The 14,428-nt window shown below is 43.3% G+C and carries 8 protein-coding genes; all 8 read left to right on the top strand.

Translation table 11 applies throughout. From position 1 onward, the window contains the following. Positions 1-70 precede the first annotated feature (70 nt). On the top strand, positions 71-2,623 hold the full coding sequence (locus LH29_RS10095) for a glycoside hydrolase family 95 protein (protein ID WP_045029263.1): 2,553 nt from the start codon (positions 71-73) through the stop codon (positions 2,621-2,623). Between the two features lie 8 nt (positions 2,624-2,631). Then, a complete protein-coding gene (locus tag LH29_RS10090) occupies positions 2,632-4,785 on the top strand; it encodes a glycoside hydrolase family 31 protein (RefSeq protein WP_198152419.1) in 2,154 nt (717 codons plus the stop codon). A gap of 127 nt (positions 4,786-4,912) precedes the next feature. Further along, positions 4,913-6,787 (top strand): alpha-L-fucosidase, encoded by a 1,875-nt coding sequence (locus tag LH29_RS10085; RefSeq protein ID WP_045029260.1) that lies wholly within the window; start codon positions 4,913-4,915, stop codon positions 6,785-6,787. A gap of 20 nt (positions 6,788-6,807) precedes the next feature. Beyond that, a complete protein-coding gene (locus tag LH29_RS23770) occupies positions 6,808-8,181 on the top strand; it encodes a hypothetical protein (RefSeq protein ID WP_157493657.1) in 1,374 nt (457 codons plus the stop codon). A gap of 39 nt (positions 8,182-8,220) precedes the next feature. Continuing rightward, positions 8,221-9,666: an alpha-L-fucosidase gene (locus LH29_RS10075; RefSeq protein WP_045029258.1), complete on the top strand. Its 1,446-nt coding sequence runs from the start codon at positions 8,221-8,223 to the stop codon at positions 9,664-9,666. A gap of 33 nt (positions 9,667-9,699) precedes the next feature. Further along, positions 9,700-11,331 carry a pectate lyase family protein gene (locus LH29_RS10070; RefSeq protein WP_052670758.1) on the top strand — a complete coding sequence of 544 codons (1,632 nt, stop codon included), beginning with the start codon at positions 9,700-9,702 and terminating at the stop codon, positions 11,329-11,331. A gap of 42 nt (positions 11,332-11,373) precedes the next feature. Continuing rightward, positions 11,374-12,978, top strand: coding sequence for a glycoside hydrolase family 28 protein (locus LH29_RS10065; protein ID WP_082063561.1), 1,605 nt, complete (start codon positions 11,374-11,376; stop codon positions 12,976-12,978). A 97-nt stretch (positions 12,979-13,075) separates the two neighbouring features. Beyond that, on the top strand, positions 13,076-14,413 hold the full coding sequence (locus LH29_RS10060) for a polysaccharide lyase 6 family protein (RefSeq protein WP_198152418.1): 1,338 nt from the start codon (positions 13,076-13,078) through the stop codon (positions 14,411-14,413). Positions 14,414-14,428: the final 15 nt, after the last annotated feature.

The following is a 14,428-nucleotide window of genomic DNA, read 5'->3' as shown; positions in this document are numbered from 1 at the left end:
AAAGAGGAAATATTGAGCAATTTTGGTTCAGCATTATGCAGAAGTATACTTAACTTAATACCGTTACTAAATGAACTGGAAAAAACAATATTTTTTAGTATTATTTTCTGTTTTAATTTCCTGCAAATTGTCGGATAAAAAACAAGATTTATTACTTTGGTATAATCAACCAGCAAAGGTCTGGGAAGAAGCCTTGCCATTGGGAAACGGAACTACCGGAGCGATGGTCTGGGGAGGGATTTCCAAAGAACACTATTCACTGAACGATCATAGTCTTTGGTCAGGGGCACCTGTTCCTGGGAATGTTAAGAACGGCCCCGAGATACTGGAAAAGGTCAGGAAGGCCATTGATGATTCCGAATATGGGAAGGCGGCCTCATTATGGCGCGGGATGCATGGTCCTTATTCTGCACGGTACCTTCCGTTGGGGGATTTGTTTTTGAATTTTGATTTTAATGAGGATACAATTGTCACAAACTATTCGCGTAAACTGGATTTAAATACTGCTGTCTCGACTGTTTGCTTTGAACAAGGGAATGTGGAGTACAAACGCGAGGCATTTATCAGTTATCCTGATCAGGCAATGATCATTCGTCTGACTGCTTCAGAAAAAGAGAAAATATCTTTTTCTGCGCTGATCTCTTCAAAGCTAAACTACAAGGTTCAGGTTTTAGCTCTTGACCATCTTCGATTAATTGGGAAAGCTCCTAAATATGTAGCTCACCGGGATTCTGAACCTCGTCAAGTTGTATATGATAATTTTGATGGAGAAGGAATGAACTTTGAAATTGATCTGAAATTGATTACGAAGGGGGGTAACCTGAAGTCGAAAAAAAATGAAATAGGGGTGCAGGGGGCGAACGAAGTTGTTATAATAATGACTGAAGCAACCAGTTTCAATGGCTTTGATAAATCTCCGGGATTCAACGGTAAGGATCCTTCAGACGAGGCTATGGGAAATATGTACCAGACAACTAAGAAAACATATACTGATCTACTGCAAAAGCACAAAGAAGATTACGCAAACTTGTTTGAGCGAGTAGACCTTAACCTTGGGAATCAGTTGTTGGACCTTCCAACTGATGAACGGATGATAAAATACAATGAAGGTCGTCCGGACAATGGGCTGGTCGCACTTTACTTTCAATACGGGCGCTACCTGATGATCTCTTCTTCGAGAAAGGGGGCAATCCCTTCAAACCTGCAAGGTATATGGAACCAGCATGTGCAGCCACCATGGGGAAGCAATTACACTGTAAATATCAATACTGAAATGAACTATTGGCCAGCCGAGAATACCAATCTTTCAGAATGCCATCAGCCTTTGTTCCATTTTATGAGTAATCTGGCTGAAAATGGTGCTGTTACTGCAAAAACCAACTATGGGATAGATGAAGGCTGGTGTGTTCACCACAATTCCGATGTTTGGGCCAAAACATCTCCCACAGGCGGTGGGGCATGGGATACTAAAGGGGCTCCACGCTGGTCGTGCTGGCCAATGGGGGGTGCCTGGTTTTGCCAGCATGTATGGGAACATTACCTGTACACCGGAGATCAGGAATTTTTGAAAACAGAAGCATGGCCACTCATGAAAGGTGCTGCTCTGTTTGTTCTTAACTGGATGGTGATGGACGAAAATGGCTATTGGGTAACCAATCCGTCATCTTCACCTGAAAATAAGTTTAAACTAAATGGTAAATCGTATGAGATATCAAAAGCCAGTACGATGGATATGTCTATTATTCGTGAATTGTTAGCCCATTGTCTGGAGGCAGCTAAGGTAATTGGGGTAGAGGATGAGTTTACTGAAAGGCTGGCCGTTGTTTTCCCAAAGCTGTATCCATTTCACATTGGAAAACATGGGCAAATTCAGGAATGGTTTCAGGATTGGGATGATCCGAATGACAATCACCGACATATTTCCCACCTGTTCAGTTTGTATCCGGGCAACCAGATTGCTCTTAATAACACACCAGAGTTGGCCAGTGCAGCTAAACAATCGCTGATCCACAGAGGGGATGTTAGCACAGGATGGTCAATGGCCTGGAAAATTAACTGGTGGGCCCGTTTGAAAGATGGCGATCATGCATTGAAGATCCTGAAAGACGGCCTGACTTATATTGGTGAGAAAAAGGAAGTAATGGGAGGCGGTGGAACTTATGCCAATCTGTTTGATGCTCATCCGCCGTTTCAGATCGATGGAAACTTTGGAGGAGCTGCCGGTATTGCCGAGATGTTGGTGCAGAGCCACGAAGGTTACATTGAGTTATTGCCTGCACTTCCTTCTGAATGGCCCTCTGGTGAGGTGAAAGGCTTGGTTGCCCGTGGAGGTTTTGTGGTCGATCTGAAATGGGAAGAAGGCCGTTTGCAGTCTGCAGTCATCCATTCCAAACTGGAGGGAGATTGTCGGGTTAAAGTGATGGACGAAATAGCAGGAGAACGGTTCAGATTAGAGAAAAGTTTATCATCAGGCTCTTCAAATCCGTTATTGCAGCCTGCTACTACAATTCCGTTTGTTAATTCTTCAAAGACAGATCCTGTTGAGTTAAATAATCCCGAAGGTATTATTTATGAGTGGAAAACAACAGCCGGGCAACAATATAAGATCCAACCTAAAAAGTGATAAAAACGATGATGAAAAGAAATGAAAAGTTTGCGTTTGTGTTGATACTCCTGTTTTTTGTGGGTGCCGTCTCTGCACAAAATCTTTCATGGGAAAAAGTAGCTCCCGGTGTTTGGAAAACCACGATAGGGGTTCCGGAAAAGTTTGACTTATTGAAAGCTGCCGGAGGCTCACCCTCGGTGCCAGGGCTTACAAGTATGAACCAGCCCGGATTCCCGTTCAAGAAGGGTGCAATTATGGGACGGACGGAAGATCAAAAAATTTATCTGCGTTTTCCCCTGCAGAAAGATGAACAGGTATTTGGATTTGGACTTAATTTTAAAAGCATATTTCAACGGGGCAGGGTATTTGAATTGCACATGGACCACTACGGTGGGAAAGACAACGGACGCTCGCATGCACCTGTGCCATTCTATGTGTCAGATCAGGGGTACGGCGTTTTTGTAAATGTAGCCCGCTACATCAAAGTATGGTGCGGTACCGCAGTAAGGATGGATAGCCCTGACTTCCCGGAAGTGCGCGACCGCAACACGGACAAAAAATGGTCTTCTCGCCCGTATTCTGATGCAATTGAAATGTCGGTTCAAGCCACAGGGCTCGAGGTTTTTGTATTTGAAGGGCCAACAGCCCTAGATGCAGTACGTCGATTCAATTTATTTAACGGTGGGGGATGTTTGCCGCCGCGCTGGGGATTAGGCTTCACCCAGCGTGTGCAAAAACTATACAATGCCGATGATGTGAAAGCGGAAGTCAAGGCTTTTGATGAGCATCAGTTTCCGCTTGATTTTATTGGATTGGAACCAGGCTGGCAAAGTAAGGCTTACCCTTGTTCGTTTGAATGGGACAAGGGGCGGTTCCCTGATCCGGCGGGATTTATAAAAGAAATGAAAGATCAGGGGATCCGTCTGAATTTGTGGACAAATCCGTATGTTTCCCCGGAATCCCCGGTTTACGATGCACTAAAACCGTATTATGGCAGCCATACAGTTTGGCTGGGGACTATTCCGGATGTGAACATTCCTGAGGCTGCCAATTTATTGGGAGAACAATTGAAAAAGAGCCAGGTGGATCTAGGTGTTAGTGGGTATAAAATTGACGAAGTAGATGGTTACGATCATTATTTATGGCCGGATGTTGCCACTTTTCCATCTGGGATCAGTGGCGAGCAAATGCGCCAGACTTTTGGTGTGTTGATGCAAAAGCTTACAGCCGACATTTACCATCAGTGTAATGAACGTACTTACGGATTGGTTAGGGCATCGAACGGGGGAGCCTCGAACCTCCCTTATGTCATATACAATGATTATTACAGTCACCCCGATTTTATTACTGCACTTTGTAATAGCGGGTTTTCTGGGGTGTTGTGGACTCCGGAAGCGCGCAGTTCAAAAACGGCTGAAGAATGGTTAAGACGGATCCAATCCGTTTGTTTTTCGCCGATGGCCATGATCAATGCCTGGGCCAGCGGCACCAAACCCTGGTCGTTTCCTGAAGTTGAGAAGGATGTGAAAGCTATGGCTGATTTACGAATGCGCTTACTTCCGTATTTCTATTCCGAATTTGCTAAATATCATTTTGAAGGAACACCACCATTTCGTTCCATGTATCTTGAACCCGGTTTTTCAATTCATCCAGAAGAAGTTGAGGGGAAAGTTGATTTAAATGAGAACCCTTATGCAGAAGCAGTCCGAAAAGAAATAAAAGACCAATATATGGCTGGTGAGTATATGTTAATAGCACCCATGTTTGCCGGCGAAATCAACCGGAAAGTAGTTCTGCCACAAGGGAAATGGTTTGACTTTTATACGGGTCAATATGTTGGCGATGGAGAGGTGATTACCGTTGAGCCTGGCTTGAGTCGTATTCCGGTTTTTGTTAAAGACGGGGCAATCATTCCAATGATGAAAGCTCAATTACGGGCGCCCAAAGCTGGGGAAAGGATTGATTTGGAAATCCGTCATTACGGGACAAAAGACGGTACTTATCGGTTGTATGATGATGACGGCGAAACTTTCAACTATGAAAAAGGTGATTATTCATGGAGGGAATTGAAAATTGAACGATCTTCATCTGGGAAAATTAAAACCACCATTTCGAAAGCCGACAAAGGTAAACCTGATAATATTGGTAAGGTGAGCTGGGTGGAAATGACAACACGCTAAATAGATTGACAAGAGGTCATTGAGAGGAGAGGTAGTAATAAGAAGCAGCCTGTAATTTTGCACGGTTGCTTCTTTACTTGCAGTGACAGGTTAAACAACAATTTTTTACTTTTTGAAATTAATTCAGATGCAAAAACAACTAACTATATTATTAGTTCTAATGTTTTTCTGTTTACCATTATTTGCACAGGGGCAAGGCGATGAAGATGCCAACATGATGAACGCAGCAAAAAAAAGGGACCAACAAGCGATTGACGAAGCAAAAGGCGGCTGGTGGACTCAATCGATGAGGAGCCATGAGGAGCGGATTGAATGGTGGCGCGATGCCCGTTTCGGCATGTTTGTGCATTGGGGTGTTTACTCTGGCCCTGGAGGAGAATGGAAGGGCAAAAAAGTGAGTGGCTATTCTGAGCATCTTATGCGAAAAGAAAAAATTCCGTTGGCAAAGTATAAGGAGGAAGTAGTAAAACCATTTAACCCGGTTGATTTTAATGCTGATGAATGGATTCGAACAGCTCGCGATGCAGGAATGATATACTTCGTTATTACAGCAAAGCATCATGATGGGTTTGCCATGTTTGATTCGGATGTTTCAGACTATAACGTGGTGGATGCGACTAAATGGGGAAAAGATCCGATGACAGACCTGGCCGCAGCCTGTAAAAAATATGGAGTTAAATTTGGTTTTTACTATTCGCATGCGTTCGATTGGGAAGATCCCAATGCACCAGGCAATGACTGGGATTACAATAATCCCGGAGGTGATTTGAATCTGTTTGGAGGTCGTTACTGGTATGATGTTCATCCGGAGCTATTGCCTAAAGCGGTGAAATATGTTGATGAAAAAGCGATACCGCAGATCAAAGAATTACTGACCAACTATCACCCGGATATTATCTGGTTTGACACACCCCATAAATTGCCACTTTCCGAGAACATACGTATCCTTCAGGCCATTCGCGAAATAGATCGAAATGTGGTAGTAAATGGGCGTTTGGCACGCTACGCAGAAGGAAACATGGGCGATTATCAGAACACAGCTGATCGTCCGGCAGAGTTTTTTCCTGTTACCGGCGATTGGGAAGCCATCCCTACAACCAACGAATCATACGGCTATTCCAAATTCGATGATAGTCATAAACCAGCTTCTTTCTTCATCCGGCTTTTAGCCAATGCTGCTTCGCGCGGCGGCAATTTGCTGATGAATATTGGTCCAATGGGAAACGGGAAAATCGATTCGCGTGACCTGAAAATCTTAAGGGGCATCGGGCAGTGGATGAAAGTCAACGGGGAAAGTATTTATGGAACGCAAAAATCGCCGCTTCCGCTCCAGTCGTGGGGTGTTTGTACCCAAAAGGGCAATCGATTGTATTTGCACGTATTCGACTGGCCTGCGAATGGGAAACTGGTTGTTGGCGGGTTGAAAACTGCTCCTAAGAAAGCCTGGTTATTAAAAGATCCTTCGCAAAAAGAACTTCAGGTGAAAAGGATGGAAGCACCGGAACTCGAAATCAATCTGCCAAAAATTCCGGCCAACAAAGAGAATTCAGTGGTTGTGCTGGAAATGGGGCATCAATTTGAAACTGATTCTGTCCGGCTATTATCAGCAGAAACAAATAACCGGCTGCTGGCTTTTGATGCGAAACTGCAAGGTGCTGGTTTCCGGTATGGCGACGGGAAGAAAGATAGATATTATGTAGACGGGTGGACAAAAACGGAGCAGTCGGTCAGTTGGGATTTCAGGTTGGACCAACCCATAAATGCATGTTTGAAGATGCGGTTTCTGGTAGATAAAAATTCTGGTGGAAAAGTTAGGGTTTTAGTTGCGGGAAACGAGTTCCCACTGGAAATAGAGCCTTCAGACAAAACAGAAATAAGGTCGGTAGCCATTGGTTCTTGTAGCATTCCTGTGGGTAGGCAATTGTTGACCATCAAACCGGAACAGGTTTCGGGAGAGAGCTTAATGAAACTCTTTGAGGTGGAGATAAACTCTGAAAAATAATGAATATCCTTCTCATGAAAATGAATCAATTATCTAAAGTTTTTGACCTTACTCTTATATTATTGACCTTCGCTTTACAGAACACAACAGCACAGGTTTTCCTTGATGCCAACAACGACCAGGATGCATATAGTCTTATAAAATCTAAAGGGTATGGCATTGAAGAGACTTCGCTCCATACCGGAGTTAAACATATCACACAAAAATGGGACAATGATTTGAATAAGTACGTTTTCGTTTTTACGATGCACAAGGACATAGATGGTGACAGGGAAAAGCGGGTTGACCGTCAGCGGCTTGAAATAAAAACTTATGGTCCCTCACCAGAAAATATAAAAGCGGGGCATGAAGAAACCCATTACTATCGCTGGAAATTTAAGCTGGATAAAGATTTTCAGCCTTCGCCCAATTTTTGTCATATCCACCAGTTGAAGGCCGGCGACGGGCCTGATGCCGGGGCACCTATCATCACAATTACCCCGAGATATGGCAGCCCCGACAAACTTCAATTAATCTACACTCCCTCATCTGGTGTGCCGGGGCGGGGAACCTTAAAACAGGTTGATTTAAACCCATTTAAAGGGGAATGGATCGAAGCTATAGAAAGGGTAGTTTACAGTGATCCGGGCGAATATCACCTTGTACTGCGACGTGTAAAAGATGATGTCGTTTTATTTGAATATGAAAGCAATGCGCTTGACCTTTGGCGGGAAGGATCTACATTCATTCGTCCAAAATTTGGAATTTACCGGAGCCTTAACAGTCTTTCCTATTGGCGTGATGAACAGGTACTTCTTGCTGATTTCTCATTAACAGAAGGAACCACATTTACCTCTCCGGGCGCTCCTTCTCAAGTTACTTTAACAAAGAATGGAAGCGGAGAGCCGGTTCTTTCATGGAAGGATAATTCGAATAACGAAGACCAGTTCCGGATTGATGTTTCCATGGATGGAGGAACCAGTTGGCACTATCTTTCTTGTTCTCCGGCCGGAACTGAATACTGGGTTGTAAAAGGTGCTCCTTCTGAAAATACGGTTTACCGGGTACGTGCCGAAAATACGCTTGGAAATTCAGATTATGCCGAATCAGAAACAATAACGGGGGTGACCCCCTTCCCGGAACGAAAAGCTTTGGAGCTGTTCAGTTATCCGAATCCGTTCATCGAACAAACAAAAATCACTTATTCTATCCCATTTCAAACGGAAGTAAAACTGGTGGTTTACAATCAACAGGGATGTGAAGTTGACGTGATAGTTGACAAGGTACAGCAGGCAGGGGAATATGAGGTAAAGTGGGTGCCAGGAAAGGATAGAACCCTAAATCCGGGCTGCTATTTTGCGAGGTTGACCACTGAATATACACAAAGAAGTATTCTTTTGAGTATGATATTTTAATTAAAATAATTATTTAAAAACTGATTAACTACTTATAAAATGAAAAAACTATTTTTTCTACTAATGGTTTCCGTACTAATTATGGAAATGGGGTGTTCACCTCAAAAAACAGAAATAAAGAAACTTTCCGATGAAGAACGTCTGGAATGGTGGCATGAAGCTAAATTCGGGATGTTCATCCATTGGGGTGTATATTCACAATGGGCAGGTAAGTATCATGGTCATGAACAGGCCAGAGGTGGTGCAGAGTGGATTATGAACCGCTGTAAAATACCGGTTGCCGAGTATCAGGAAAGAGCCAAAGAGTTTAATCCAGTGAACTATGATCCGGATGCATGGGTAAGAATGGCAAAAGATGCGGGAATGAAGTATCTGGTTATCACGGCAAAACACCACGATGGCTTTGCATTATTTGACAGCAAAGCAAGCAAATGGGATGTTGTAGATGCTACGGCATATGGAAAAGACTTGCTGAAACCGCTGGCAGAGGCTTGTAAAAAGTACGGCATCAAATTGGGATTTTATTATTCACAGGCCCAGGACTGGAACAATCCTGGAGGAACAGTTGCGCGTAAGGTTATGAAAGAAGGTTGGCCCAACCCTGATTCAACTAAAATCGATGCTTATACACAAGAACACAAAGGGCATTGGGATCCGGTGCAGGAAACAGCAACCTTTGAGGAGTACATTGATCAGGTTGCTGTACCGCAGGTTCGGGAGATTTTATCAAACTATGGGGAAATTTCCGTGCTTTGGTGGGATACCCCAACACGTATGACTGATGAAGCAGCCCTGAAACTTCAGAAACAATTGGAACTGCAGCCGAATATTATTACCAATGACCGTTTGAAACGCCCAAATTTTCCGGGAGATACCAAAACTCCCGAACAAAAAATCCCGGATCAGGAAGAACTTGCAGGTCAGAACTGGGAGACTTGTATGACGATGAATGGTTCGTGGGGATGGCGCGATGATAACAAATGGAAGTCGACGGATTTGCTGATCCGTAACCTGATCGATATCACGTCGAAAGGTGGAAACTACCTGTTAAATGTTGGTCCCAAACCTGATGGAACTTTTCCGGAGCAAGCCATAGAGCGCTTGAACGAAATTGGTAAGTGGATGGATGTTAATGGTGAATCAATTTGGAAAACGCAAGCCAGCCCGTTTGGTCTTTTGTCCTGGGGGCGTTGCACCAAAAAAGAGGAAAGCGGAAAAACAACGCTATACTTTTCGGTGTTCGATTGGCCAACTGATGGAAAACTTCTTGTTCCTGGCCTGGATAACAAGGTTGTTTCAGCTAAACTTCTTGCTAATGGAGAGAAAATTGAAACGACCGGAACAAAAGAAGGTCTGGTGTTGAGTGTTCCTGAGAAGGCAGCTGATGCTATTGCGAGTGTCATAAAAGTTGAAGTAAAAGGAAACGTGGTGGACCGTATTTCACAAGGTCCTAAAAAGGAAATGAAAAGCGGGGCACTCGATTAATCTTTTGTTTAAGATCAACCAAACAAAACAAGGATGAAAAAGATAAGCTTGCTGATTTTGCTACCGATAGTACTGGGCTTGAGTGTTGTTTCTTTTGTTACGAAAGGACAAAGCCATTTGAACTCGAATTCTGAACGAATTTCAAGTCAATGGGTGTTTTATAATGATAGCGGAAAACTGAATTATAAGAGGTTGCCTGCTGGCGATCAAATTATGGATTTCTCTCATGCCGGTTACTTGGGCGGTGGAGTTATGTTACCTGATTTACCGGTTAAAATTACTGTTTCTCCTTCCGGAGATGATGATACTGAAAATATCCAAAAAGCCATTGATGCAGTTTCTGAAATGCCGTTATTTGGAGATTTCCGGGGAACCGTTCTTTTAGCACCTGGTGAGTATACTATTTCCAAAACTATTTCAATTGAAAAAAGTGGCGTGGTTCTCCGGGGAAGTGGTAGTGGTTTGTCAGGTAATGAAAAAAGTACCCTAAGGCTTTCTGGTGATCCATTTAATGCATTGTCGATCAGTGAAAATAGTGCTCATCATAACAATTCTAAAAAGGAAGAGAGCAATTTGGTTTATACCAAAATTTCAAATAAATATGTTCCGTCCGGTGCCAATTCTTTTTCAGTTGAAGATGCAAGTCTGTTTCAGGTTGGCGATCTTATAGTCATTCGAAAACCGGTAACTGAAAGTTGGGTCAAATTCATGCAAATGAATGACCTTGTCCGCGACGGGAAACCTCAAACCTGGTTGACGGTTGGGAGCGATTTAATTACGGAACGGCGAATTACTGAAATTTCAGATAACAAAATCACTGTTGATGTTCCATTATCTGATTCATATGATTTGGATTACCTCAATTCTCCCGGGGTAGTTGTAGAAAAAGGAATGACCCGGTCACCTGTGAAACAATCGGGAATCGAGCATTTGAACATTGTTTCCCCGCTTCAATCCATTTCTCATACAAAATCACATTTTACTGCGCTGCGGATAAATGGGGAAGATTGCTGGGCAAAAGACCTTTATATTCAGGAAACGATGAACAGTGTTGGAATCAAAGGCAAAAGGATAACTGTTGAGAATGTAACCGTTAGCCGGGAAGCACCTCACCAGGGGGCTTCAAAGCCAGCAGAATTTGCACCCAATGGTAGCCAGGTTTTAATACACAGGTGTAAAGTAATTGCAGATAATGTTTGGTTTGTTGCTACCGGGAAAGGCATTCCGGGGCCAATTGTGATCCTGAATTGTGACTTTGCTGGCAATATGAGGGCAGAATCTCATCAACGCTGGTCAACCGGGATGCTATACGACAATGTCCGTGCTAAAAACGGGGGGATTGATTTTCGCAACCGAGGCTCTATGGGCTCGGGGCATGGCTGGTCGATGGGATGGGGTATTGCCTGGAATTGCGAAGCACGGGATTATGTTATTCAAAATCCCCCGGGAGCGGCTAACTGGATGATTGGCTGCATTGGAGCTAGTCAACCGATGCCCCGTCCTTTTAATGCAGGGCCTAACCTTCCCGAAGGAATTATTGATTCTCCCGGGGTACACGTTGCCCCGGCAAGTCTTTACCTGGCACAGTTAAATGAACGATTGGGGCGTAAGGCGCTCGAAAATATAGGTTACGAAATAGAATCACTGGATCACATATCTTTTTGAGTAGGGATAGGATACCGGTAAAATATTAAAACGTTTGTTAGAATGAATGATTTACTGCGAATACTAAGTATACTTTTTTTAGTTTCATCAGGGATAAATGCGAAAGCTGAGGACTTCAATATCATAAACTACGGAGCTGTGGGAGACAGCATTACCCTGAATTCAAATGCGATTCAAAAAGCCATCGATCAGTGTTTTGATAGTGGAGGTGGAAAAGTGATTGTTCCATCCGGGAAATTTATTACCGGCACAATCATCCTCAAAGACAATGTGACGCTCCACCTTGATCAGGGAGCAGAGTTGATTGGAAGTCTGGATTTGAAAGATTACAAAAATATCGATCCATTCACTGAAGGCTTGGGGATTGATGTGGGTTGGGCGTTGGTGGTTGCCGTTGATGCCCGGAATATTGCAGTTGAAGGTGAAGGAACAATTGATGGCCGGGGAAAAGCGATCAAGGAAAAACAAATACAGACCGACACACGCTCGGAAGGAAAACGTTGGGGGGACCGTCCTTTTCTACTTCGTATTGTCCGTTGTTCAGGTGTTTCAGTCAGTGGTGTAAGCTTGAAGTTTGCTGGCGCCTGGACTTCTCATTATTCCCAAAGTACACATATCCAAATCCGTGACCTGAAGATTAACAGTGTTGGTGTTGCACACAATGACGGAATAGGTATAGACGGATGCCAACATGTCCGAATAGAAAATTGTGATGTAGTCAGTGGGGATGATGCTTTGGTGTTTAAAACAACCTGGAGTAAAATGGCTTGTAAGGATATTCAAGTAACTGGTATGAGACTGAAAAGTAATCAGGCTGGTATAAAGATGGGAACTGAATCAATGGCAAATTTTGAAGACATTAGTATATCTGACTGCTATATTTATGATACCAAAAATGGAGGCATTAAACTCCTTACCGTTGATGGAGCACACCTGCGAAACGTTGAAATTTCGGAGATAACGATGGACAATGTACGAACCCCGATACTTTTCCGTCTGGGCTCACGCCTGAGCGTTTTCCGAAAAGGACAGGACATACAACAACCGACCGGAACGCTTGAGAACGTTGTTATCCGCAATGTGAAAGCAAAAGCTTCGGCTGAGGCTCAGTTGAAACCACCCTCGGGAATTTTGATCACGGGAGTTCCCGGTCACGACATCATCAACCTGACGCTGGAAGATATCGAAATTTCATTGGCCGGGGGAGGAACACTTGAAGACGCCCGGCATCCAGTAGCCGAGGCCATCGATAAATACCCGGAAGTGAAAACCTTTGGGCCAACGATTCCTGCTTATGGAGTATGGGCCCGTCACGTCAACGGATTGAAATTAACTAATATCCGTTTCACCCTTGATTCGAATGATTTGCGACCTGCCATTGTGTGTGAAGATGGGAAACATGTGACTCTTGATGGATTGGAACTTCCGGGAACAACCGGAAATGAGGAAATCATACGGTTTGAAAATGTAGATGGTGCAACCGTTAAATCGGTAGATACCAAGGCAAATTCGTTAACCATGTTACGTGTTGAGGGGGAAGGCTCAGACAATATTGCATTGAAAAAGAATACTGACTGGAAAGTTCAACATGCTCAGACTTGTGGCAAACGTGTACCTCAGGAAGCGGTAAAATTTATTACAAAATAGAGCTTTTTAGTCTAGATCACTTTAATAAATGAAAGATATTAATATAAGGTTGAACGTGAAAAGTTACTTATTTTCACTGTTACTGACAGTGATGATCATGCCATCATATGCAGCATCATGGCTAGTTAAGACTACTGAAGGTTTTTTAGCTGCACACAAATCGGCTCAAAAAGGCGATTCGGTCATTTGGCAAAGCGGAACTTATCTGGATATTCAGATCGAAGTTGAAAAGAACGGAATTGTGTTTTGTGCTGAAAATCCGGGATCAGTCATTTTTACCGGAAATTCTTTTTTAAAACTCAAGGCCGATTCGGTTGTTTTTTCTGGATTTCAGTTTAAAGATGGAAAAACAAAAAACAACATTCTCGATGTTTCTGGAAATTACAATACGCTTGAAAATTTGAATTTTTCGAATTTCCATTCCCATTATTATCTGGATGTGAAGCCCGAAGCGAAGCACAATTTAATTATTCGCTGCAATTTTGAGAAAAAGCCGGAAGACATCCAGAGTTCGGTTGTTGAAATTGAGGCTTCGGAAGCACATCCCGGATACAATGTCATCCGGTATTGCTCGTTCAAGAATCACACGGCACCGCCCAATGCCGGGGGCGATTATGGTATCGAGGCTTTGCGCATTGGCTACAGTTATCAGTCGAAATTCATCAGCAGGACCCTTGTCGAATATTGCTATTTTACGAAATGCAACGGCGATGGCGAGATCATTTCGTCTAAATCCCGTGAAAATGTTTACCGTTACAACACTTTCATTGACAATGGCGAATCACATTTTACACTTAGGCATGGTAAAGACAATGTCGTTTACGGCAATTTTTTTCTAGGTGGTGCCGGGCTTCGGATTAAAGAAGGGCAAAACCAAATGGTGTATAACAACTATTTCGATACCGGCGACCGTTTTTCCATTTGGCTGGTAAACCATCAGGCCGATCCATTGTCCCATATTGTCATCGCAAACAATACGTTTGTGTCATCCGGATCCATGAAACTGGGAGGCGAAGGCGATTCTAAGCCCCAAAATTCAATACTGAACAACAATCTGTTTGTTAATCCAACTGCAGTTCCGGTTTCAGATATGACCGGCAACGAAAAATTCATCAACAATGTTGTCGATTCCGACGAAAAATACAGTCTACCAGAGGGATTTGCTTTTGCAAAGACCGGTCTTATGCAAAACCTTAACGGATTGTTTCAGCCAGGTGGTAAAAAGGTAACGTCGTCTTTACGTAATATTGACGACTGTGATATTCTAGATATCAGCAATATTGACGACGATCCCCAAATCAGTTTAGACATTATGCAGCAGCGACGGACAACTTCGAACGACTGTACTGGTTGTTCGGCAGGTCCAGTCGGTAAAAAACTGGTCTTTTATGCCACTGAAGAAAATACTGGCCCGGTTTATTTGCTTATCTGGTAAATGTGTGTCGTAATA

The organism is Draconibacterium sediminis, from assembly GCF_000949475.1.
GTDB lineage: Bacteria > Bacteroidota > Bacteroidia > Bacteroidales > Prolixibacteraceae > Draconibacterium > Draconibacterium sediminis.
Note: the sequence above shows the minus strand (reverse complement) of the source record. Positions and strands in the feature narration are given on the sequence as shown.

Bases quoted from the DNA above. Each gene is read 5' to 3' on its own strand.
- LH29_RS10095 (WP_045029263.1), top strand. From the start codon at position 71: ATGAACTGGAAAAAACAATATTTTTTAGTATTATTTTCTGTTTTAATT.
- LH29_RS10090 (WP_198152419.1), top strand. From the start codon at position 2,632: ATGATGAAAAGAAATGAAAAGTTTGCGTTTGTGTTGATACTCCTGTTT.
- LH29_RS10085 (WP_045029260.1), top strand. From the start codon at position 4,913: ATGCAAAAACAACTAACTATATTATTAGTTCTAATGTTTTTCTGTTTA.
- LH29_RS23770 (WP_157493657.1), top strand. From the start codon at position 6,808: ATGAATCAATTATCTAAAGTTTTTGACCTTACTCTTATATTATTGACC.
- LH29_RS10075 (WP_045029258.1), top strand. From the start codon at position 8,221: ATGAAAAAACTATTTTTTCTACTAATGGTTTCCGTACTAATTATGGAA.
- LH29_RS10070 (WP_052670758.1), top strand. From the start codon at position 9,700: ATGAAAAAGATAAGCTTGCTGATTTTGCTACCGATAGTACTGGGCTTG.
- LH29_RS10065 (WP_082063561.1), top strand. From the start codon at position 11,374: ATGAATGATTTACTGCGAATACTAAGTATACTTTTTTTAGTTTCATCA.
- LH29_RS10060 (WP_198152418.1), top strand. From the start codon at position 13,076: ATGCCATCATATGCAGCATCATGGCTAGTTAAGACTACTGAAGGTTTT.